The 22395-nt window shown below is 33.6% G+C and carries 24 protein-coding genes; 22 read left to right on the top strand and 2 right to left on the bottom strand.

Features of this window, described 5'->3' with window-relative positions:
• Positions 1–246 precede the first annotated feature (246 nt).
• The gene (locus ACJJVN_RS08025; RefSeq protein WP_405377739.1) at positions 247–1779 is read right to left on the bottom strand and encodes a succinate CoA transferase; all 1533 of its coding nucleotides are present in this window, start codon (positions 1777–1779) and stop codon (positions 247–249) included.
• 175 nt (positions 1780–1954) lie between these two features.
• Between ACJJVN_RS08025 and ACJJVN_RS08020 the strand changes: the two genes are divergently transcribed.
• The 14 genes from ACJJVN_RS08020 to ACJJVN_RS07955 all read left to right on the top strand — a co-directional run bounded on the left by ACJJVN_RS08020 (position 1955) and on the right by ACJJVN_RS07955 (position 12203).
• Positions 1955–2755, top strand: a complete 801-nt coding sequence (locus tag ACJJVN_RS08020) for an AraC family transcriptional regulator (protein WP_405377738.1) — start codon at positions 1955–1957, stop codon at positions 2753–2755.
• Positions 2756–2951: 196 nt separating this feature from the next.
• Positions 2952–3878, top strand: coding sequence for a septum formation inhibitor Maf (locus tag ACJJVN_RS08015; RefSeq protein ID WP_405377737.1), 927 nt, complete (start codon positions 2952–2954; stop codon positions 3876–3878).
• Positions 3879–4420: 542 nt separating this feature from the next.
• On the top strand, positions 4421–5131 hold the full coding sequence (locus ACJJVN_RS08010) for a hypothetical protein (protein ID WP_405377736.1): 711 nt from the start codon (positions 4421–4423) through the stop codon (positions 5129–5131).
• A gap of 22 nt (positions 5132–5153) precedes the next feature.
• Entirely contained in the window at positions 5154–5747 is a 594-nt protein-coding gene (locus ACJJVN_RS08005) for a hypothetical protein (protein ID WP_405377735.1), read from the top strand.
• Between the two features lie 142 nt (positions 5748–5889).
• Entirely contained in the window at positions 5890–6216 is a 327-nt protein-coding gene (locus ACJJVN_RS08000; protein ID WP_405368894.1) for a DMT family transporter, read from the top strand.
• A gap of 182 nt (positions 6217–6398) precedes the next feature.
• A complete protein-coding gene (locus ACJJVN_RS07995) occupies positions 6399–6962 on the top strand; it encodes a TetR/AcrR family transcriptional regulator (RefSeq protein WP_405377734.1) in 564 nt (187 codons plus the stop codon).
• 70 nt (positions 6963–7032) lie between these two features.
• The gene (locus tag ACJJVN_RS07990) at positions 7033–7581 is read left to right on the top strand and encodes a carboxymuconolactone decarboxylase family protein (protein WP_104515113.1); all 549 of its coding nucleotides are present in this window, start codon (positions 7033–7035) and stop codon (positions 7579–7581) included.
• A gap of 104 nt (positions 7582–7685) precedes the next feature.
• Entirely contained in the window at positions 7686–8417 is a 732-nt protein-coding gene (locus tag ACJJVN_RS07985; RefSeq protein ID WP_405368898.1) for an SDR family oxidoreductase, read from the top strand.
• A 26-nt stretch (positions 8418–8443) separates the two neighbouring features.
• Complete coding sequence (locus tag ACJJVN_RS07980) at positions 8444–8758, top strand: EthD family reductase (protein WP_104515115.1); 315 nt, start codon at positions 8444–8446, stop codon at positions 8756–8758.
• 2 nt (positions 8759–8760) lie between these two features.
• Entirely contained in the window at positions 8761–9408 is a 648-nt protein-coding gene (locus ACJJVN_RS07975; RefSeq protein ID WP_405377733.1) for a DsbA family protein, read from the top strand.
• 126 nt (positions 9409–9534) lie between these two features.
• Positions 9535–10359 carry a DUF6503 family protein gene (locus tag ACJJVN_RS07970; protein WP_405377732.1) on the top strand — a complete coding sequence of 275 codons (825 nt, stop codon included), beginning with the start codon at positions 9535–9537 and terminating at the stop codon, positions 10357–10359.
• Between the two features lie 79 nt (positions 10360–10438).
• Entirely contained in the window at positions 10439–11128 is a 690-nt protein-coding gene (locus ACJJVN_RS07965) for a haloacid dehalogenase type II (RefSeq protein WP_405377731.1), read from the top strand.
• Positions 11129–11228: 100 nt separating this feature from the next.
• Positions 11229–11591, top strand: coding sequence for a DUF1304 domain-containing protein (locus tag ACJJVN_RS07960; RefSeq protein ID WP_405377730.1), 363 nt, complete (start codon positions 11229–11231; stop codon positions 11589–11591).
• Between the two features lie 210 nt (positions 11592–11801).
• Positions 11802–12203 (top strand): transglycosylase domain-containing protein, encoded by a 402-nt coding sequence (locus tag ACJJVN_RS07955; protein WP_405377729.1) that lies wholly within the window; start codon positions 11802–11804, stop codon positions 12201–12203.
• Positions 12204–12285: 82 nt separating this feature from the next.
• Here the strand turns inward: ACJJVN_RS07955 and ACJJVN_RS07950 are convergent, their stop codons facing one another.
• On the bottom strand, positions 12286–12537 hold the full coding sequence (locus ACJJVN_RS07950; protein ID WP_104515121.1) for a type B 50S ribosomal protein L31: 252 nt from the start codon (positions 12535–12537) through the stop codon (positions 12286–12288).
• Positions 12538–12687: 150 nt separating this feature from the next.
• Between ACJJVN_RS07950 and ACJJVN_RS07945 the strand changes: the two genes are divergently transcribed.
• The 8 genes from ACJJVN_RS07945 (at position 12688) to rmuC (ending at position 22264) form a co-directional block, all read left to right on the top strand.
• Positions 12688–13185 (top strand): DUF4199 family protein, encoded by a 498-nt coding sequence (locus ACJJVN_RS07945; protein WP_170034547.1) that lies wholly within the window; start codon positions 12688–12690, stop codon positions 13183–13185.
• Between the two features lie 44 nt (positions 13186–13229).
• Positions 13230–13790 (top strand): DUF4199 domain-containing protein, encoded by a 561-nt coding sequence (locus ACJJVN_RS07940; protein WP_405377728.1) that lies wholly within the window; start codon positions 13230–13232, stop codon positions 13788–13790.
• A gap of 1 nt (position 13791) precedes the next feature.
• The gene (locus tag ACJJVN_RS07935) at positions 13792–14760 is read left to right on the top strand and encodes a glycosyltransferase family 2 protein (protein ID WP_405371223.1); all 969 of its coding nucleotides are present in this window, start codon (positions 13792–13794) and stop codon (positions 14758–14760) included.
• Between the two features lie 189 nt (positions 14761–14949).
• The gene (locus ACJJVN_RS07930) at positions 14950–16662 is read left to right on the top strand and encodes a phospho-sugar mutase (protein ID WP_405377727.1); all 1713 of its coding nucleotides are present in this window, start codon (positions 14950–14952) and stop codon (positions 16660–16662) included.
• A 3-nt stretch (positions 16663–16665) separates the two neighbouring features.
• Positions 16666–18486, top strand: coding sequence for an ABC transporter ATP-binding protein (locus ACJJVN_RS07925; protein ID WP_405377726.1), 1821 nt, complete (start codon positions 16666–16668; stop codon positions 18484–18486).
• Between the two features lie 15 nt (positions 18487–18501).
• The gene (locus ACJJVN_RS07920) at positions 18502–19014 is read left to right on the top strand and encodes a thioredoxin family protein (protein ID WP_405377725.1); all 513 of its coding nucleotides are present in this window, start codon (positions 18502–18504) and stop codon (positions 19012–19014) included.
• A 28-nt stretch (positions 19015–19042) separates the two neighbouring features.
• Positions 19043–20719 carry an RluA family pseudouridine synthase gene (locus ACJJVN_RS07915; protein ID WP_405377724.1) on the top strand — a complete coding sequence of 559 codons (1677 nt, stop codon included), beginning with the start codon at positions 19043–19045 and terminating at the stop codon, positions 20717–20719.
• A gap of 87 nt (positions 20720–20806) precedes the next feature.
• A complete protein-coding gene (rmuC, locus tag ACJJVN_RS07910) occupies positions 20807–22264 on the top strand; it encodes a DNA recombination protein RmuC (RefSeq protein ID WP_405377723.1) in 1458 nt (485 codons plus the stop codon).
• Positions 22265–22395 lie beyond the last annotated feature (131 nt).

Genomic DNA, 22395 nt, shown 5'->3' with positions numbered 1-22395 from the left:
ACTGATTGCATGGGATAGATAGAATTCTATTAAAACTATCGTATTAATTCTCAATTACAGGCTTTGCCCTACCTACCTAGTTCATTTATCATATAAATATTAAGATTATACTTGTCTCGCTTTCGCGAAAGCGGAACTTAAATCATTCCCTTTACCACCCTATCTACATTCATGAAACTAATAAAACCCCATAAAAACCAGACGGTAGTTTTTATGGGGTTTCTGTAGAATTTATAAAGGAATCACTTATAACTCATATGCCATAACGATATTCTTCTCGTTCTTAACGGCTGTTTCTATTTTCATGGTTCCTTCCATTTTAAGTTGGGTATGCCAGCTCAATGCTTTGGACAGTATGTGCGGTGTGTGGCCGCCCAGTGCATAGGCTTCTTCAAAATAACTAAGAAGCTGTGTTTTATAATCTGGATGCACACAGTTTTTAATGATTAAAAGCGCTCTTTCTATAGGTGCGAGACCTCTTATGTCTGCCAGGCCTTGTTCTGTAACGAGTATATCTACATCGTGTTCTGTATGGTCTGTATGCGATACCATAGGTACTATGTGAGATATTTTACCTTCTTTTGATATGGAAGGACAGGCAAAAATACTGAGGTAACCATTTCTAGCAAAATCACCAGAACCGCCTATTCCATTCATCATATTAGTACCTAGAATATGGGTAGAATTTACATTTCCATAGATATCAAATTCTATGGCGGTGTTGATTCCTATAATTCCTAGACGGCTTATAACCTCTGCAGCGTTGCTTATATTTTGAGGTCTAAGTAGTAGTTTTTCTTTATAATCTTCAAAATTTGCAAAGATTTTATTAGAACATTCTTCGGTCACAGTTATGGAAGAGGCAGATGCAAACAAGAGTTTTCCTGAATCAAAAAGCTCAAAGGTGCTGTCTTGCAATACTTCTGAATACATGGTTAGGTTCTTGAACCTGCTGTTTGTAAAACCAGATAAAATAGCGTTAGCTGTTTTACCTATTCCGGCTTGTAAAGGCAATAGAGATTCTGTTAACCTGCCCTCTTCTACTTCTTTATCTAGAAAATCTAGTATATGTTTTGATATGGCCTTAGTCTTATCATCTGGTGCAGAGATTACTGCTGGACTATCTGGTACTTGTGTATAAACTATAGCTACTACTTTATCGGTATCTATTTTAATGAATTGATCTCCTATTCTAGTGTCTGAATTTACTACTGGTATGACCTCTCTATTAGGTTGTTTTTTTAAGGTTTTCACATCGTGAATACCGATTAAACTTTCTGGAAAGGATGTGTTTATTTCTATAATTATTTTATCTGCATTATCTGTAAATGCTGGAGAGTTACCTACAGATGTTGTAGGTATAATGTAACCATCTTCTGTAATTGCGACAGCTTCTATAATAGCAACATCGATTTTAAAGGTATCTATTTTCTGTAGCATGTCTGCCGTCTGTCCTAGATGTTGATCTACATACAGTACCTCGTGATTATTAATGCTTTTTCTAAGTGTTGGGTCTGCCTGAAAAGGCATTCTTTTATATAGTGCGCCGTTTTTTGCAAGGTCTGCATCGGTGTCATAACCTAATGATGCACCGCTTAAAACGGTTACTTTAATATCTTCGGTAAGTGCTCTTTTTGCCACCATAGGTAAAACAGACTTACTGTCACCAGCTTTTGTAAAACCACTTACTCCTAAAATATCTTTATCATTAATTAAAAAAGCGGCCTGTTCTGGTGTCTGAATTTTATCTAAATAAGGGGCATATTTTATTCTTTCCATAATATGATGATTTTATAATTTTAGGGTTAAATAATTCTGTATTTATATAAAATAAGACTGCAAAATGAGTTTTTAATAAAATACAGTCGCAATTTATGTAAGATATTCAATGTCTTTTTATTGATTAAAGACAATGTTTTATTAATTTAGTGCATTCAAGTAAAAAAGTCATTTTATGGATAACAAGTATTATTTAACCGAGGTAGATAAAATTTCTAAAAGTATATTTTGTTATCACAATCCTATGGACTCTATTTTAATAGAACACCATAGTCATAAAAAAGGACAATTTTTATATACAGAAGGTGGTGTGGTACATGTAAAAACAGATACCAGAATGTATTATTTACCTGCTAGACATTATATGTGGATACCTGCAGGTGTGCGACATTCTATCTACCCTAGTTCTCCTAAGGTGATTATGAGAAATTTATACTTTCCTATTAAGAAAAGTGCTAATGAGTTTTATAAAAAAGAAGGCATCTATCACATTAATAACCTTTTAATGGAACTGTTGCTTTATACTAAAAACTGGAATGGCGATATAAGAAAATCTCAAAAAAATAAATACCCTATAGTAAATGCGTTTAAAACCTTGCTAGAACAAAGTGTTTCTAATTCATTACATCTAGAACTACCACACCCTACTGACACTAAATTAATAGGTATTACCACTTACCTATCTGATAAGATAGACGAAGAACATTTGTTACCTAGCCTGGCATCAAAATTTAGCATGACAGATAAGTCTCTATATCGTCTTTTTAAGAAAGATCTAGGTATGTCGTTTATTAAGTACTACACGCAGTTGAGAATATTCAAATCTCTAGAATATCTAGTAAATTCTGATTATAATATATCACAAATAGCAAATATGGTAGGTTATAGCAGCTTACCTACTTTTAGTAACACCTTCAGTAAAGTTATGGGTAAGCGCCCGTCAGAATACAGAAGGTCTAATGAGATTTATATGTAGTTTTAGCTTACCAATTGCGAAACTTATCATTTTCAAGTTGAAACGTTATAAAACTGCCAAAATATGATGCTTGTATTATTTCTGTGATAGTTTGTTTCTATTTTTCGCTTTAAGCGCTATAAATCAACAATATACTGTAAAAAATATACAACCTGTTTTGATATAAAGTGTCTATATAATGTACAAAAATGAAATTATGAGTCCTACAATTAAAGCGATAAGCATCTTAAGTATCTATTTATTCCTAGCCTGTAAAACCGATAAGGATACTGCGATAGAAACCAAAACAGAAACGAAGGTTAGTAAGAATGATGTCGTTACTGATAAAGAATTTAACGATTACTGGTATTCTGGCACTGCAGAGTTGAATAGTTATGACCTGAAGCAATCACGTTATGGAGATATACGCGAGGGCGAGGTAGTTCTAGTTTTTGTAACAGAACCTTTTTCTTTAAATAAGCAGGTAAAGTTAGATCACCCACAAGAGGCTGGTGATGATAATGTGTCTGTTATGAAGCTTAACCATGTTAGAAAGTTTACTACCGGTGTTTATGATTATTCTATTGTTAGTTCTAGTTTCACACCAGTAAACACAGCAAAATATTCACATACTTTAAAATTAAACACGAGTATACAAGAATGGTGCGGGCATACTTTTACTCAATTAAATCTAGAAGAAGACTCTTATAAATTTAAGCAATTTTCTTATTTTGAAGCCGACGGTGATACAGAGAAAAATATTCCTGTTGCGATGTTAGAAGAAGAATTAATGACACGTTTAAGATTAAATAAAGGACAGTTACCTACTGGAGATATTGATTTAATCTTCTCTACCATTTACAGTCGTTTTGCATACAAGAAATTGCAACCTGCAAAAGCTAAAATAAGTAAAACTGAAACTGCTGGTCTATCTAAATATACTATCGAATATGTAAATTATGATAGAAAAATAACGATAGATGTACTAAAAGAATTCCCTTATAAGATCATGTCATGGACAGAAGATGATGGTGATGGACTGGTTACTGAGGCTACTTTAAAGAAAAGTATCAATGAGCCTTACTGGGAACAAAAAAAACTGTCTGATGAATCTAAAAGAGAAGAATTACAACTTAAGAATTAGATAAATATATACTTTTAATACATTTATTTTAATCTCTAGTAATCTTATTATAAGAATACTAGAGATTTTTATATAAAAATGTTAATCTATTGATTAAACCTTTAAACATTTTTACAGTCTAAACTTGAATCGAATAAATTGCTTTATGAGTATGTATAGGATGTTTGCATCAATTTTGATAAAAAATATCTTTACTGTTCAAATGCGATTCTCACTTTTCAAAAAGAAGAGCAAGCAGTAATAACATTTACTAAAGCAATCGATTACCCAATAAGTACTAGTTATAATAGTATCTCAGCCCAGATAATATTATAAGTAGACAGCCTTTCTTTTCCCTATCCAAAACTAAGTTGTTTACTCTAGCCCATAGTTTCATTTTATGAAACTATGGGCTTTTGATGTGTCCGTTATGAATAAATCCACTGTTAAAGTAACTACAAAGAGACTAATGGAACTATAAAAATGTGGTAATTATGACCTTTGAAAGATTCAAAAAGTGAATTAAAACTATCCTTAACCATCAATTTTAACCCAAAACGACTATGAAAAAGCTCATTTTATTAACCGCAGCATGTACCACTATACTATTTGCTAGTTGTAAGAATAAACCTGATGAAACTACGGTTACAACCGCTCAAAAAGAAGTGACCACAGCATCTGTTCAAGAAGAAAAGAAAGAATTAAAATTTACCAATGAACAATTTTATGATGCCGATGGAAATTTTCTAGAAGAAAAAGCAAAGGATGCACTTATAGAAATGCTAGAATATCATGATTACCCTATATTTGATGGATTGAGAGAAAAGATATGGTTAACAGATTATAATAAAGGTAACTATCTAGAACTAGGACTAGCGTCTGTCATGTTTGTGAATAATGAAACTGATCAATACATGTTAATGGACATCTTTTTATTACCTGGACAGATGTTAGGAGAACACATGCATTATGCTGCAAAGGGTAATCCAGCAAAAATGGAAGGCTGGTTAATAAGACATGGAAAAAGCTATATAGTAGGTGTAGGAGAAGATAACAGCGATCAATTCCCACAAGTGATAGTACCTAATTCACATTGGGATGGAAAAACGACTACTCATCATATTATAGAAGCCTTTGAAGGTGATTTTGCAAAATTAGCTGAAGTAGAATCGGCACACTGGCAAATGGCTGGACCAGATGGTGCAGTAATTACCGAGGTAGGAAATGTACATACTAATGAAGGAGTGCGTAGGTCTGATCCTGCGATGAATTAATAAAACAAAAAAACTAGAATAAATGAACATCCAGAAACAATTGATAACCTTACTTTTTATAACAGTAAGTAGTATTGCGCTAGCTCAAGAAACTAAAAACCAGATTCAGGCAGATTTTACAAATTACCTGAATTCTATCGTGAATATGGAGCTAGAAAAATCTCTAGATTATATGCCTACAGAGTTTTTTGACATTATTCCTAAAGCAAAAATGCTGGAAGTAATGAAGCAAACTTTCAATAATCCAGATATGGAGATAGATATAAAGAACCCTACTATTTTAAAAATAGACGATGCTCAAAAAATAGAAAACAAGTATTATTCCCTTCTCACCTATTCTAGCCAGATGGACATGAAAATTAATGGTGAAGAACATGAAACTGAAGAAGATAAAAAACTACGTATAAGCATGACCAAAACTGCTTTTCAACAAAGCTTTGGAGCAGAAAACGTAGTTTATAATGATACCACTGGATTTTTTGAAATTCAATCTCAAAAAGATGTTTATGGAATATCTGATAATGGTAAAACCGGATGGAAATTCTTAGTATTAGAAAAGAATCAAAAAGTTATTTTAGAAAAATTACTTCCTGCACAGTTAATTGAAAATCTATAAATTTTATTTAAAAAATGACAAAAGCCTACAGATTCCATTACCAGATGCTGTAGGCTTTTACTTTTGGCAAATTATTATTATCCAATTTAAAGATTTCTTTATCATCTCCAATAGAATAAATTTACATCGATAAAAATAACAAATGAATTGGATTCTTTTAATTATCGCCGGTCTATTTGAGATAGGTTTTGCTACCTGTCTGGGTAAAGCAAAAGAAGCCACTGGCACCACAGCTATATACTGGTATCTAGGTTTTGTTATTTGCCTAGCTATAAGTATGACTTTACTTATTAAAGCGTCTCGAGAAATCCCAATAGGTACCGCATATGCTGTCTGGACTGGTATAGGTGCAGTAGGAACGGTTACTTTGGGTATCTTAGTATTCAATGAACCTGCTACTTACTGGAGACTCTTTTTTATTACTACATTAATCATTTCTATAGTTGGTTTAAAATTTGTATCTAACTAGTTCCACCTACCCTATTTACGCTCATATTTTAATTACAAATTACATAAATAGCTATTAATTAACATTTTAACTTATTTATTGTTGGTTTTATTCCGCTTTCGCGAAAGCGAGATCATTAAATTATTGTTAAACACTTTATAATAACTAAACGATAGGTTAGTTTTGTACCGTAGTTAGAACTAATGGCTAGAAAAAAAGAATATAACGAGAGTGAAGTAGTTGAAAAGGCGATGAACCTATTTTGGCGCAATGGTTATGAAACCACTTCTATGCAGATGCTTGAAAAAGAAATGGGCATCAATAAATTTTCTATATATTCTAGTTTTGGAAGTAAGCATGGATTGTTCTTGGAGAGTTTAAATTGTTACAAAACAAAGGTAAACGAGATTCTAGAGAAGTTTAAAAATGCTGATAATGGTATAGCAGATGTGAAACAGTTTTTCTATGATTCGGTTGATATTAATTATAAAGGACAGCATCAAAAAGGCTGTCTTGTAACTAATACGTACAATGAATTTTCTGAAAGCGAAGATGAATTAATTAAAGAACAAATGGGTTCTTTTATGGAACATCTCAAATCTTTAATCATAGAAAAATTAAAAACAGATACTTCTAAAAGTGAAGAACTGGTGCTTAAACAAGCTAACTATCTATTGCTCGCAAAGCATGGCCTAGCTGCCGCTTCTAGAGTAAATAGCAAACAAGAAATTGAAGATTACATAGAAATGACTTTCTATAATTTATAACTATTTTTTTACACTATAACTAAATGATTGTTTAGTTATAATTAACATAAACAACATAAAAATTAAAATTATGACAACTTTAAAAGTTCACAACATCGAGAGTGCTCCAGAGGAGAGTAAACCATTATTAGAAGGATCACAGAAATCGTTTGGAATGATACCAGGTTTACACGGTGTTCTTGCCGCGTCTCCACAATTACTTAAAGCGTATCAGCAACTTCATGAATTATTCATGAATTCATCTTTCAACACAGATGAGTTAACAGTAGTATGGCAAACGATAAATGTAGAGCATGGATGTCATTATTGTGTACCAGCACATACAGGAATCGCAAAAATGATGAAAGTAGATGACGCTATCACAGAAGCATTACGTAATGAAACACCACTAGCAGATTCTAAACTAGAGGCACTACGTACATTTACATTATCTCTAGTACGCAATCGTGGTAACGTTTCTCAAGAAGATCTAGACACATTTTATGCTGCAGGTTATGGAGAGCAACAAGTACTGGATATTATCTTAGGATTATCGCAAAAAGTAATTAGCAATTATACAAATCACATCGCAAACACACCTGTAGATGCTGCATTTGAAAAATTTGCTTGGAAAAAATAAAATGTAAATCCCCTTAAATACATTTTTAAACGGTAGACCTTCCTTGAGCAATTTAGGAAGGTTTGCTATTTAATAGATTTAGTAAACTTAAAAAAAACAAAATTATGAGTATTTCCATCGAGAATAAAGTAGCTTTAGTAACTGGTGCAAATCGAGGAATAGGTAAAGCAATAGTGGAGTCGTTTTTAAAACACGGTGCAAAAAAAGTTTATTTAGCTGTACGAGATATTAATTCTACTAAGGAACTAGAAGATGCTTATGGCGACCAAGTAGTTACCGTACAAGCAGATGTATCTAGTACAGAATCTATTAATGCACTTGCTCAACAAACTAGTGATGTAGAAATAGTAGTGAATAACGCAGGTATAGGAAACCCACAAGGTACTCTAGGTGAAGATGTAGAAAAAGATTTTGAAAATCAACTGCAGGTAAATGCATTTGGTTTACTACGTGTTGCAAATGCTTTTGCTCAAACACTAGAAGATAAAAAAGGCGCATTAGTACAATTAAATTCTATCGCTTCTATGAAGAATTTTTCTCAACTCTCTACCTACTCTGCTTCAAAAGCCGCTTCTTATTCTTTAACACAAGGTTTAAGAACAGAATTAGGTCCTAAAGGTGTGAGCATATTAAGTGTACATCCTGGACCTATAGATACGGACATGGCAGCAACAGCTGGTTTTGAAAATGCATCATCAACAACTGATGTTTCTGAAGGTATCATGAAAGCGTTAGAAGCTGGCGATTTTCACTTATTTCCAGACGAAATGGCAAAACAAGTAGAGAGCGCTTATGAAGGGTTTTCTGAAAATGTAGTCTTAGCAGACTTTTCTTAATATTAATAATCTCAAAAAATAAAATAATGATCAAGGTATCTGTAATGTATCCGAACAGCAAAGATGTTAAGTTTGATACAGAGTATTATAAAAATAACCACTTACCTATGGTTGCTAACAAATTAGGTGACGCATTAAAAGGTCTAGAACTAGATCTAGGAATAGCAAGTAAAAACCCTGGAGAGTTAGCACCGTATGTAGCGATTGCTCATTTAAAATTTGATGATGTAGCTTCGTTTCAAGCGGCATTTGGTCCACACGCGGCAGTTTTTGCAGCAGATGTAGAGAATTACAGTAATGTACAAGCCGATCTACAGATAAGCGAACTGGTAACTTTTTAAAGATGAAAGAAAAATTAAAAATTGACATTGTTTCTGACGTAGTATGCCCATGGTGTACCATAGGTTATAAACGATTAGAAAAAGCTATAAATGAGCTAGGAATTCAAGATCAAGTTACTATAGAATGGCAACCTTTTGAATTAAATCCTAACATGCCTGTTACTGGTCAAGATTTAACAGAGCATATTGCTGAAAAGTACGGTTCTACTCTACAACAACAAAAAGATTCACGACAGCACATGTCTGACGCTGGAGAAGAACTAGGATTTACTTTTGATTATTTTGATGGTATGAGAATGGTAAACACCTTTGACGCTCATGTTCTTCTAGAATATGCAAAAGAATTTGATAAACAAACTGAACTAAAAATGCGATTTACAACAGCATTTTTTAGTGAACGTAAAGATGTATCAAAAAGAGATGTACTTAAAGAAGCTCTATCAGATGTAGGCCTAAATGCTGAAGAAGGACTGGCAAGACTAGAAAGTGACGAAGCTCGTAACGAGGTTAGAACTGCTCAAAGCTACTGGCAAAATCTAGGAGTAACATCTGTTCCTACTATAGTTTTTGACAGAAAAAGTGCCGTTACTGGAGCACAACCTGTAGATACTTTTAAACAAGTTCTTAATGAATTAATGAAAGAAGATTAACACACCATGTATCTTCAAACATCTAATCATTTATAAATTAAAAATAGATCTAATCCATTTAAAATGGATTAGATCTATTATAATACTATATCAACTCATTCATAACTCCATAAAACTATTACCACTATGAAACTTAACTTACTTACTTTATCATTATGCTTTTTACTACTAGCTTGTAATGATAATAAACATGCAACAACAGCTCAAGAAATAGAGCCTGAACCAACTCAAGAATTCCAGAATAAAGGCCATGAACTGGTGTATCAAATGGTTCAAAAAGTAGGTGATTATCAAAAGTTACTGGATAAAAAAGATGTCTCTTACACTTTAACTTACCGCACAGCAGACGGAAAACTTGATGTCACCAACGAGAAATATATTTTTGATGGAGAACTTTCTTATGGATATTACCATAAACATGAAAGAACTCTTCCTGATCTAGACGGTATTATTGAGCAAGGATTTGACGGTAATGATTACTGGTTAAAGAATAATGAAGAGCAAATAATTGAGCAAAAGTATCTGGACAAAGTAAAATTTAACAGACCTACTAATTTCTATTGGTTTGCCATGATGCCTAAATTATTAGATGACAACCTTGTGTATGAATATGTAGAATCAAAAACCATAAACGATAAAGAATATGATGTAGTTAAGGTTTCTTTTGACCTAGCCGAAAAGAAAGCTACTGATATTTATCAGGTTTATATCAACAAAGAAACCGGTCTAGTAGATCAGTTTCTATTTACTGTCGCAGATTACAATGTCATAGAGACTCCAGCTTTAATGCAAGTTGAATATGAAAATATAAATGGAGTATTATTACCTACCACTAGAAAATATAAAAAATCTTCATGGGATGCTATCGTGACAGACGCTCCATGGGTACAAGTAAACTGGACTGATATTAAATTTAATAACGGTCTTACTTTAAGCGATTTTCAATTATAATTTGACAAAAGTCTAACAGTATTATTTAAGAGGTTTAATTAAATTTAAACCTCTTTCTTATTTAAAAAAAACAAGATTTATGCAACCTTTGACAAGACCCAAAGTATTATTCTTTGATGTAAATGAAACTTTATTAGATATAAGCCCTTTAAAAGTTGAAATAGGTAAAACTTTAAATGGCAGAGAAGATCTGCTATCATTATGGTTTACCACTATGTTACAGTATTCATTAGTTGCATCAGCAGGTGATCAATATGAGCATTTTAGTTCCATAGGTGCAGCAACGTTACAAATGGTTGCCGCAAATAACGATATAGAGTTATCTCAAGAAGAAGCTAGAGATGTAGTAGTAAAGTCATTAAGAAGTTTATCTGCACATCCTGAAGTTAAAGGAGCACTGTCTCAATTAAAGAAAAATGGGTACAAATTAGTTTCATACACTAATTCCTCAAACGAAGGAGTAAAAAAACAGTTTGAACATGCTGGTCTCACTTCGTACTTTGATGAAATGCTTAGTATAGAAGATGCAGGTAAATTCAAGCCATTTAAACAGGCTTATAATTGGGCAGCAAATAAAATGAACGTCTCACCAGAAGAATGTATGCTAGTCGCAGCACATGGTTGGGATGTTGCTGGCGCCATGTGGGCCGGTTGGAGAGCTGCTTTTATAGCCAGACCTGGACAACAACAGTTTCCCCTTGCTGATAAAACTGAAATACATGCAACCGATTTACAAAAAGCAACCGATATCTTAGTAACCTACAAATAGATATTAAGATCTAAAAACAGTTGCCACCTTAACCTTAATGATCATGAATAGATAAATTAAAGTTTCCACTACCTTTACTTATCTTAATATACCATAAATCATGAATACATTTATTTCTATTTTAATAGGTTTTATAGCTTTTTTACACCTTTACATCATGTATTTTGAGATGTTTGCTTGGGAAACTAAAGGTCGTAAAGTATTCAGTGATTTTCCTAAAGAATTATTCGGACAGACTACTGCGATGGCAGCTAATCAAGGACTGTACAATGGTTTTCTCGCAGCTGGTTTAATATGGACATTCTTCATAGAAAACGAAATATGGAAAGATAACGTGAGTTTATTCTTTCTAGCTTGTATCGCTATAGCTGGTATTTACGGAGCCCTTACAGTCAGTAAGAAAATTATATTTGTACAAACCATTCCTGCTGTACTAACTATTATTTTAATTTTAGTATTCTAAAAGTATCGTTATTGATTAAAAAGGTTATTAATTTCACTGCAAAAGTTATTCTAGTAAGCTCCATACTTATTAGTCTTCTGTTTTTTTTGCGGTTATAAATATGTAGAATACCACCTAAAAAAATCTCTTAGCACACCTTTACATCACATAGAATCAGGTATTCATAAAACAAAACCCTTACCAGATAATATTCTCGACACATTTAATGAAATGTATAAAACAAAACATGTAATCAGTTACATTAATGAGTCATTATTTGAAAATCGTAGTGGTAAATATATGAGTGAAGAGACAGCACAACTAATAATAGTTCATTATTCTAGTAGGCAAAATAGATATGGATTTCCTAAACTAGTTCTAGCGCATCAATTAGAACAGCAGTTTTCAGATGATCAGCTACTCGCATTTTACGCAAGTAATTTTGACTTTTTAAATAACAATACAGGCTTTTACAGCGCATCGTTACACTATTTTGATAAGAAGTTAGAAGACTTAAATAGAAGAGAGGCTGCCACATTAATTTTAATGCTGGACAACCCTAGAATGTATCATCCACATAGAGCATCTGCTCTAGAACGACTTAACCAGCGGTTAGAACTATTAGGTTATTAGAAAGATCCTTATGTAAAAATTATATAAACTAAAAACGCCTCGCAAATTGCGAGGCGTTTTGTATAAATAAAAATCGAGAAGATTACTTCTTGAATTTTGCGTATTTGTTTTTGAACTTGTCGATACGTCCTGCAGTATCAATAAGTTTGCTCTCCCCAGTATAGAATGGGTGAGAAGTACGAGAAATTTCCAATTTGATTAATGGATATTCAGTTCCTTCAAACTCAATTGTTTCACTAGTGTTAGCAGTAGACTTAGTTATGAATACGTCTTCGTTAGACATGTCCTTAAATGCTACTAATCTATAATTCTCTGGGTGTATTCCTTTTTGCATGACTTAAATTCTTATTCTTTTGCGGCTGCAAATTTAACTGTTTTTATTTAAATAACAACCTTTTAATCCTAAATTAATTTAAAGCAAATGTAACTCATAAAACCATAGTTCCTAGCTTTATATTTGCAAACTCAATTAAAAATCTTTTTAGTGGACAAAACGATCAAAAGAAATTCCTTTATTTTAGGAACCGTAGGCGCATTAATCACTCTAGCAATTTACATATACATGTGGCAAGCACAGGATTATTTAAATCCTTTGTTAAACACTTCCATATACCTTTACCCTATTCTTATAGGTGTCCTCGCACAAGTATGGGGTAGACTCGCTTTAAAAGGTAATGTTTCTTTTAAACAAGTCGTTCTAGCCTACTTCATTTGTATTCTCATGATTTTTATAACCGAGTCTGTTACATATTACATTTTACTTAATCATGTAGACACAAATGCAAAACAAATATTACTAGACGCATGGCGTGGAATTACCGAAAAAGGACAAAACAGCCTTGCAAAAAGTGATGTATTTAAAGCCCCTACTTATTCTTTATCAGAATTTGCATTAGGTTTTGCTACTAAAACACTCATGTTTACCGTACCAGGTTTAATCACAGGTTTAATAATCAGTAAAATACCACAAACTGGTAAGTAATTATTTGATCGTTATATTTGAAACATACAACATGACACTTTTAAATGAATAATTTAATAAAAGAAATACCGGTTAAGTATGGCCTTATAGGTTTTACCTTAATTATCGTCGCTTACTTTGCTATGTGGCAAATAGATCTAGGACTGTTCTTAAATCCATTAATCACTTATCCTATATCTATTATTGTTTTCATATTAGGTGTGGTGTCACAAACACAAGCAAAAAAGCAGCTAGAAGGTTACCTAAGTTTTGGAACTGCCCTACTCTATTTCATATTCACCATTGCCATTGCCCTTTTAGGTTATGTTATTGCTGGTTTATTAATCTTTAACATCATCGATCCTGGTGCAAAAGAAGAACTGGTAGAATTAAGCATAAAAGCAGCCATGGAAATGAGTAGTACCATATTAAGTTGGTTCGGTATGGAAGACATTTCAGGTCAGGTATCAGAAGAGCAAATACGCCAGCAAATGAAATTTAGCCCTACACCATTTGGTTATGCCAGTCTTATAATAGGCTACATAGGTAATATTATTATGTTTACCGTAGGTGGCCTAATTTCTAGTCTTATCATTAAAAAAGAAAAACCTTACGAGTTTGAATAAAATGGACCTTTCCATAGTCATCCCATTACTCAATGAGGCAGACTCCATCCCAGAATTACAATCCTGGATAAACCGTGTAATGCAAACCACGGACTTATCTTATGAAGTGATTTATATAGATGACGGTAGTACAGATAGCAGTTGGAGTATAATAAGTACGCTTTCGCGAAAGCGAGAACAAGAAAATTCTCGTAACCCAATAAAAGGTATTAAATTCCAGGCCAATTACGGAAAATCACAAGCCTTACACGCTGGTTTTAAAATGACACAAGGTAACGTAGTCATTACTATGGATGCAGATTTACAGGATTCTCCAGACGAGATTCCTGAACTTTACAAGATGATTACCGTAGGAAATCACGACCTAGTAAGCGGCTGGAAAAAGAAACGCTATGATAGTGTTATTTCAAAAAATCTACCTAGCAAATTATTCAATTGGGCAGCGCGTAAAACTAGCGGTGTACAACTTAATGATTTTAACTGCGGTCTTAAAGCATATAAAAGTGCGGTCGTAAAAAATATCGATGTACATGGTGAGATGCACCGTTACATACCAGTGCTTTCTAAAAACGCTGGTTTTACAGACATTACAGAAAAAGAAGTCATTCATCAGGCACGTAAATATGGTACTACTAAGTTTGGTTATGAGCGATTCATAAACGGTTTTCTAGACCTTATAACTATAGCTTTTATATCTAAATACGGTAAACGACCTATGCACCTTTTTGGCACTCTAGGTGTTATCACGTTTATGATAGGTTTTATAACAGCAGGATATGTAGGTGTTTCAAAATTGTATCGCATGGCTGTAGACCTTCCTTATATTCTAGTTACTGATAATCCATGGTTCTTTATTGCACTTACCACTATGGTTTTAGGTACGCTTTTCTTTATAGCTGGTTTTTTAGGCGAGTTAATTTTGAGAAATGGTAATCAAGGCGATCGCTATAAAATTGCTGAAGAAATTTAACACCACCTGTTTACTTAGAACATCGAGATTAAATTTTAAAAGCCTTTTCTATTTGATATGGAGAAGGCTTTTTACTATTCATTTAAATAATAATAAAGCCACAATAGCAGACTATGCAACAACTTAAAACAACAACGAAGACTGCTCAGTAATTCTTATCTTTGTATTTAGAATACAAGCCAACAACACATGAATAAAGAACAGATCTTAAAAACCGCACAATCTTGGACTCAAGCACCTTTTGATGAGTCTACTGTAACACGTACTCTAGCATTAATCACTGCAAATAATGACGAGTTTCAAGAATCTTTCTATAAAGATCTAGAATTTGGTACAGGTGGTATGCGTGGTGTCATGGGTGTTGGGACTAATCGTATCAATAAATATACACTTGGTAAAAACACACAAGGTCTTTCTCAATACTTAAATAAGCAGTTTCCTGACGAGCAAGTAAAAGTATCTATAGCCTATGATTGCCGTCATAATTCTAAAGAACTGGCACAAGTAGTTGCAAACGTTTTTAGTGCAAACGGCATTCACGTTTATCTGTTTCCAGACTTGCGCCCTACTCCATTGCTTTCTTATACGGTAAAAGCAAAGGACTGTCATGCAGGTATTGTATTAACGGCTAGTCACAATCCGCCAGAGTATAATGGCTATAAAGTGTACTGGCAAGATGGCGGACAACTTGTACCACCACAAGACAAAGAAATATTAGATTTAATCGGTTCATTAGAATTTGCCGATGTGAATTTTAATGGTAATCCAGAGTTAATAGAATTACTAACTGATGCAGACGATAATGTATTTATAGACGACAGTATCAAAGCAGGTAAAATAGCAGGAGATGTAGATCGCTCACAATTAAAAATAGTTTTTACTAGTCTACATGGTACTAGTATTACTCTAATTCCAGAAACATTAAAACGTGCTGGATACACAAATGTGCATATCGTAGAAGAACAAGCCGTACCTAATGGTGATTTCCCTACGGTAAAATCTCCTAATCCAGAAGAGCCAGAAGCGCTTAAAATGGCAGTAGATCTTGCAAATGAGATCGATGCTGACATGGTCATAGGTACAGATCCAGATTCTGACAGATTAGGTATTGCTGTGCGCGATACAGATGGTAACATGAAATTACTTAACGGTAATCAGACCATGGTTGCCATGACCGATTTTTTATTAAAGCAAAGCGATATAAAAGCGATGAAAGATCCGTTTATAGGATCTACTATCGTTTCTACACCTATGATGCACGATCTAGCGCATGCATATGACGTAGAATGTAAAGAAGGTCTTACTGGTTTTAAGTGGATTGCAAAAATGATTAAAGACCATCCACAACAGCACTTTATAGGTGGTGGCGAGGAAAGCTTTGGTTACATGGTAGGTGATTTTGTACGTGATAAAGATGCTGTTACCGCATGCTTACTAGCTTGCGAGATGTATGCTTTTGCAAAATCAAATTCATCAACCGTTTATCAAGAGTTGATAAAACTATATCTTAAATACGGCGTGTATCAAGAGAAATTAGTCTCTCTAGTTAAGAAAGGAATCTCTGGAGCTGCAGAGATTAAACAAATGATGATAGACCTAAGAGAAAACCCACCTAAACAAATAGGCGGACAAGATGTCATTATAGTAGAAGATTATGCTGCTAGCACTAGAGAAAACAAGCATTTGAATAAAACTGAAACTCTTGATATTCCTAAATCTAATGTTTTAATCTTTTATCTAGCAGATGGCTCAAAGATTGCAGCACGACCTAGCGGTACAGAACCTAAAATAAAGTTCTATATCTCTGTAAAAACAGCGCTGGACAAAGTGGAAAATTACACCCTAATCCAGACACAATTAGAAGATAAAATTAAAGGCATTCTTGCCAGTTTTGATATTTAATAAATGAATTATTTTAAAGAGATTTTACAGTATGCTAAGCCTTATAAGCGTTATGGTATACTGAATATTATTTGTAATATATTTTATGCACTTTTTAGCACATTAACTTTTATAGCGTTAATGCCAGTGATGAAAGTATTATTTCAAAACACAGAACGTGTTGATGAAAAACCAGAATGGCTAGGTTTACTAGATGTAAAAGATTATCTAGAGAATTATGTAAACTGGTATGCCACTACAGTCGTTGATCAAGATCAAGAAAAAGCATTGATAGCAATGATTATTGTTATTGTAGTTCTTGCATTGCTTAAAAATGTTTTTGGATACCTAGGAATGTATTTTATTACATTCTTGAGAAATGGAGTGTTGAGAGATATAAGAAATGAACTTTATGAAAAGATCATGCATTTACCGATCTCCTTCTTTTCAGAAAAGAGAAAAGGTGATGTAATTGTTAGAACCAGCAGTGATGTAGAAAAAATTCAAAATAGTTTTTTATCTATACTAGAATTAATAGTTAAAGAACCACTTAATGTAATCTTTACTCTGGGCGCCATGTTACTTATAAGTCCTGGACTTACAGTATTTGTATTGATCTTTATACCTATTTCTGGATTCATAATTTCTAGAATTGGTAAAAAATTAAAAAGTCAATCGACCGATGTGCAAAAAGAACAAGGTTATTTTACATCGTTATTAGAAGAAACATTGAGCGGACTAAAAGTCATTAAAGGCTTTAATGCTGAAGACAGATTAAACAATACATTTCAAAAAAGTACCCAGCGTTTTTACAAATTCTCAAATGTATTACAGTTTAGAAGAAGTATGGCAGGACCTACTAGCGAGTTTTTAGGAATATGTGTCATTTCTGGATTATTTTGGTTTGGTGGAAAAATGGTTTTTGGTGGAGATTTAAATGGTGAGTATTTTGTATCTTATATGGCTTTAGCATACGGAATATTAACACCTGCCAAAGCTATTGCAAAAGCTAGTTATGGTGTTAAAGAAGGTAATGCGAGTGCAGAGCGTGTTCTAGAAATACTGCATACTAAAAATGAGATTGAAGATAAAGAAGGAGCTGTTTCTATTCCCGCTTTCGCGAAAGCGGTAAACGTAAACAACATCACGTTTTCTTATCAAGATGAACCTGTTCTAAAGAATTTCTCGCTTAATATACCTAAAGGAACTAGTGTTGCTCTAGTAGGACAAAGTGGTTCTGGAAAGAGTACGATTGCAAATCTATTGACCAGATTTTACGATGTAGAAAATGGTACTATTACTATAGATGGGCAAAATATTAAGGACGTAACTCTTAAGAGTTTGCGTGATCAAATGGCTATCGTTACTCAAGATTCTATCTTATTTAATGACACTATCGCAACTAATGTAGCACTAAGTGATAAAAATGCTACTGAAGAACAGATTACCGATGCTTTAAAAATTGCCAATGCATGGGAATTTGTCAAAGACTTGCCAGAAGGTATACATACCAACATAGGTGACAGCGGTAATAAATTAAGTGGTGGACAGAAACAACGACTTTCTATAGCGCGTGCAGTACTTAAAAATGCCCCAATCCTAATTCTAGATGAGGCAACTAGCGCACTAGATACAGAGAGTGAACGACTGGTTCAAGATGCTCTTGAAAAAGTTATGAAAAATAGAACCTCTATCGTTATTGCTCACAGACTGTCTACTATTCAAAATGCAGACCATATAGTAGTGATGAAAAAAGGAGAAATAGTAGAACAAGGTACGCACAGTGATTTATTATCTAAAGAAGGTCTATACCATGGTCTTGTAGGTATGCAAAGTCTTGTTTAATTAAAAATTAAAAACATGAAAAATTTAATTCTTTTAGTAACATTTCTAGTTGTCACTTTTAATGTAACAACGGCTCAAGAATCTGTAGCATCTTTAATGGACAAAGCTCTTAGTGAAGCAGTAGAATCTGATAAGCATGTGATGGTAAAATTTGAGGCATCTTGGTGTGGCTGGTGTCATCGCATGACTAAGCAGTTAAAAGACCCTGCCATCGCTTCTTATATAGAAGAAAATTATGTGTTGCTACCTATTGTTGTTTTTGAAAATGGGGATAACATAAAACTAGAAAACCCTGGATCTAGAGAATTAATTACTAGTTATAAAGGCGCTAGTGCTGGTTTGCCTTTTTGGGTGATACTAGACGCGAGCGGTACAATAATAACGACTTCTTTTAATGAAAAAGGAGATAACCTAGGCTGTCCAGCATCTAAGGACGAAGTGGCTAGTTTTATTAAAAAATTAAAAGCTACATCTAATTTAACTACTGATAATGAGGCCTTAATAACTAAGATCTTTACAAAGAGTTAATTAACTGATTTTTAAAACATACTCTTTAATGAGTTCTATTTTACGCCGATTTAATTCTGAAGAAGAAAGGATAGATGCACCTCAAAAATTCACATTCCCTTTTCTTTACGAACCACATCCACTTGCTTTAAAAGCAGCGACACAACTAAGAAATTTTTTAGATGGTCTAGATAATTGGTTTTTTGATTTAAATCTAGGTCCAGAAGATTATCAGCATCCCTTAGGGAAAATGTTTGGGGTACTTGTCGTTAGAGATAAAGAAGGTAAATTAGGACATTTATGGGCACATTCTGGGGTTATAAACGGAGAACAAAAAGAGACTGAATTTGCTCCTTTGGTTTTTAATATGTTTCAGGAAGATGGTCTTTATGCCAAAGAAAATGGTATTTTAAGTACGCTCACTGCTACTTTAGAATCGTTAGAGAACGACACAGACTACCTTGCCAATAAAAAAAGGCTAGGAAAATTAAAGGTTGAAAATGAACTTTTAATTTATAATCAGCGTAAAAAACATTCAAATCTCAAAGCAGAACGTAAGAAAATAAAGGAAGAAGCAAAATCTACACTAAGTAAAGTAGATTTTCAAAAATTAATAGACAGCCATCAAACAGCTGGTATGCATGCAAAATTCTTGCTTAAAGAATATAAAGTATATCTAGATTCAAAAGTCGTCCCTCTAGAAAAGGCTATTGCTACTGTTCAAAATGAAATAGACCAAATTAAGTTAGATCGTAAAAACCTGTCTAATAAACTGCAGACTTGGATTTTTGAAAATTATAATTTTTTAAATGCAAACGGTGAGCGTAAAAATGCTATTGAGCTTTTTAAAAACATACCTCCTTACTTACCACCATCTGGAACTGGAGATTGTGCCGCGCCTAAATTATTACAATATGCTTATTTAAATGATTTACAGCCGCTCGCCATGGCAGAATTCTGGTACGGTGAGTCTTTAAAATCACAAATACGTAAACATGGTCACTTCTACCCATCTTGCCGTTCTAAATGTGAACCAGTTTTAGGACATATGCTACAAGGTCTAGACGTAGACGATAATCCTATGCTAGAAAACCCTGCTATAGGTAAAGAACTACCCCTTATTTATGAAGACGATTACCTTATGGCTGTTAATAAGCCCGAAGAGTTTCTCTCAGTACGAGGTAAGGTCATAGACGACTCTGTAGAATCTAGAATGAAACAACGTTTTCCAGATGCCACAGGACCATTAATTGTACACAGATTAGACATGAGTACATCAGGTGTTTTATTACTTACTAAGTCCCTAGATATTCATAAAAAGGTCCAAGATCAATTTGAAAGACGTACGGTTAAAAAACGATATGTTGCTTTATTAGACGGTATGGTAAAAGAAGATAGTGGTTATATATCTCTAGCTTTAAGAGTAGATCTGGATAATAGACCTTTTCAAATGGTCGACCCTGAATACGGTAAAAACGCTCGTACAAGATATGAAGTTATAGAACGTAAAGATGGTAAAACTAGAGTGCACTTCTACCCTATTACAGGACGCACACACCAGTTGCGCGTTCATGCATCCCATCCATTAGGATTAAACTGTCCTATTATAGGTGATGATTTATATGGTTTTAAAAAAGACCGCTTATACTTGCATGCCGAGCAGTTAGAATTTATACATCCTGTAACTTTACAGCCTGTCATTTTAAATATTCCTGCACCATTTTAAATAATTATTCTTCTTGTGAATAACTAGCTGGCATTCCTATTTTAAGACCTATTTAGTCATCGTATTTTTACGGTAAATCTCTATTTTATGTCTCAAGAATTTAATTGGTTGTTATTTTTAATCATCGGTGTGGTGATCGGTGCTGTAGTAGCGTGGTTTTTTGCAAAAACTCGCTTTGCCGGAACTCTCAATGTACTAGAGTCAGAAAAAGGGCAATTAAATAGCCAGCTATCTCAATTACAACCTGCGATACAAGAACGTGATCGTTTAAAACATGAGAACAGTCAGTACAGTGCACAATTAGCGCAAAAACTTGAGAGCCAGAAAGAATTAAGTTCGAGACTAGAAAAACTTGATAAAGAATATCGTGAGGTAGCTATCGAGAAGGAGAATCTTAATGTATTACTAGCTGAGCAACGTACCGCTTTTGCGAAAGCGGAAGAAAAACACACTGAAGCACAAGGAGAGATTGAGAAATTAAACGAGAAATTTACTAAGGAATTTGAGAACCTTGCTAACAAAATCTTAGACGAGAAAAGCACCAAATTTACCGATCAAAACAAGAAGAATATCGAACAAATTTTGAGTCCGTTACAGGAGAAGATTCAAAGTTTTGAAAAACGAGTGGAAGATACTCACAAAGACACTATCGATAGACAAAGTTCTTTAAGACAACAAATATTAGGTCTTAAAGAATTGAATCAACAAATGAGTAAAGAAACGAGCAACCTTACCAAAGCACTTAAAGGAGATGCTAAAATGCGCGGTAACTGGGGAGAATTAGTCCTAGAACGTGTTTTAGAAAAATCTGGCTTAGAAAAAGGATCTGAGTATGAGGTACAACAAACTATTAAAACCGAAGATGGCAGGACCCTATTTCCTGATGTAGTCGTAAATCTACCTGGCGGTAAGAAAATGGTTATCGATTCTAAGGTATCGCTCAATGCTTATGAACGCTTTATTAATGAAGAAGATGAAGATCTACAACAACGTTATTTAAAAGAACACGTTGCTTCTCTTAAAAAACACGTCGCAGATTTATCTGGAAAAAGCTATCATGATTACCACATCGATAGCCCAGACTTTGTACTTCTTTTTGTACCTATAGAACCAGCATTTGCCATGGCGTTAAATTATGATGGAAATCTATACAGTGAGGCATTTGATAAGAATATAGTTATAGTTACACCTACCACTCTATTAGCGACATTACGTACTATAGACACGATGTGGCAAAATGAAAAACAGCAAAAAAACGCACTAGACATAGCAACAGCTGCTGGTGCTTTGTACGATAAATTTGTAGGTCTTACAGAAGATTTAATTAAAGTAGGTTCACAACTAGATACGGTTAAAAAATCTTATTCTGCTAGTATGAATAAACTTACTGAAGGTTCTGGAAACCTAGTAGGTCGTATAGAACGTTTAAAAAGATTAGGTGCCAAAGCTAATAAATCTCTGAATGAAAAACTGGTAAATCGTGCTATAGAAAGTGATCCAGATTTTCTAGAAGCTAGTGACGAAGAACAACGACTAAACTTATAATATTACACTATTACGTAATAAGAATGAAATATTACACAATAACGTAATAAAATACATTTATTACACTTTTATGTAATAAATACAAATATTACCTAATAATGTAATATATTTGAATTATTACACTTTTACGT

Source organism: Nonlabens sp. Asnod3-A02 (assembly GCF_045063755.1).
Classification (GTDB): domain Bacteria; phylum Bacteroidota; class Bacteroidia; order Flavobacteriales; family Flavobacteriaceae; genus Nonlabens; species Nonlabens xylanidelens.
This window is presented reverse-complemented; position numbering and strand designations above follow the sequence as displayed.

Coding starts and splice junctions, on each gene's coding strand:
- ACJJVN_RS08025 (WP_405377739.1), bottom strand. CDS start 1,779: ATGGAAAGAATAAAATATGCCCCTTATTTAGATAAAATTCAGACACCA.
- ACJJVN_RS08020 (WP_405377738.1), top strand. CDS start 1,955: ATGGATAACAAGTATTATTTAACCGAGGTAGATAAAATTTCTAAAAGT.
- ACJJVN_RS08015 (WP_405377737.1), top strand. CDS start 2,952: ATGAGTCCTACAATTAAAGCGATAAGCATCTTAAGTATCTATTTATTC.
- ACJJVN_RS08010 (WP_405377736.1), top strand. CDS start 4,421: ATGAAAAAGCTCATTTTATTAACCGCAGCATGTACCACTATACTATTT.
- ACJJVN_RS08005 (WP_405377735.1), top strand. CDS start 5,154: ATGAACATCCAGAAACAATTGATAACCTTACTTTTTATAACAGTAAGT.
- ACJJVN_RS08000 (WP_405368894.1), top strand. CDS start 5,890: ATGAATTGGATTCTTTTAATTATCGCCGGTCTATTTGAGATAGGTTTT.
- ACJJVN_RS07995 (WP_405377734.1), top strand. CDS start 6,399: ATGGCTAGAAAAAAAGAATATAACGAGAGTGAAGTAGTTGAAAAGGCG.
- ACJJVN_RS07990 (WP_104515113.1), top strand. CDS start 7,033: ATGACAACTTTAAAAGTTCACAACATCGAGAGTGCTCCAGAGGAGAGT.
- ACJJVN_RS07985 (WP_405368898.1), top strand. CDS start 7,686: ATGAGTATTTCCATCGAGAATAAAGTAGCTTTAGTAACTGGTGCAAAT.
- ACJJVN_RS07980 (WP_104515115.1), top strand. CDS start 8,444: ATGATCAAGGTATCTGTAATGTATCCGAACAGCAAAGATGTTAAGTTT.
- ACJJVN_RS07975 (WP_405377733.1), top strand. CDS start 8,761: ATGAAAGAAAAATTAAAAATTGACATTGTTTCTGACGTAGTATGCCCA.
- ACJJVN_RS07970 (WP_405377732.1), top strand. CDS start 9,535: ATGAAACTTAACTTACTTACTTTATCATTATGCTTTTTACTACTAGCT.
- ACJJVN_RS07965 (WP_405377731.1), top strand. CDS start 10,439: ATGCAACCTTTGACAAGACCCAAAGTATTATTCTTTGATGTAAATGAA.
- ACJJVN_RS07960 (WP_405377730.1), top strand. CDS start 11,229: ATGAATACATTTATTTCTATTTTAATAGGTTTTATAGCTTTTTTACAC.
- ACJJVN_RS07955 (WP_405377729.1), top strand. CDS start 11,802: ATGTATAAAACAAAACATGTAATCAGTTACATTAATGAGTCATTATTT.
- ACJJVN_RS07950 (WP_104515121.1), bottom strand. CDS start 12,537: ATGCAAAAAGGAATACACCCAGAGAATTATAGATTAGTAGCATTTAAG.
- ACJJVN_RS07940 (WP_405377728.1), top strand. CDS start 13,230: ATGAATAATTTAATAAAAGAAATACCGGTTAAGTATGGCCTTATAGGT.
- ACJJVN_RS07935 (WP_405371223.1), top strand. CDS start 13,792: ATGGACCTTTCCATAGTCATCCCATTACTCAATGAGGCAGACTCCATC.
- ACJJVN_RS07930 (WP_405377727.1), top strand. CDS start 14,950: ATGAATAAAGAACAGATCTTAAAAACCGCACAATCTTGGACTCAAGCA.
- ACJJVN_RS07925 (WP_405377726.1), top strand. CDS start 16,666: ATGAATTATTTTAAAGAGATTTTACAGTATGCTAAGCCTTATAAGCGT.
- ACJJVN_RS07920 (WP_405377725.1), top strand. CDS start 18,502: ATGAAAAATTTAATTCTTTTAGTAACATTTCTAGTTGTCACTTTTAAT.
- ACJJVN_RS07915 (WP_405377724.1), top strand. CDS start 19,043: ATGAGTTCTATTTTACGCCGATTTAATTCTGAAGAAGAAAGGATAGAT.
- rmuC (WP_405377723.1), top strand. CDS start 20,807: ATGTCTCAAGAATTTAATTGGTTGTTATTTTTAATCATCGGTGTGGTG.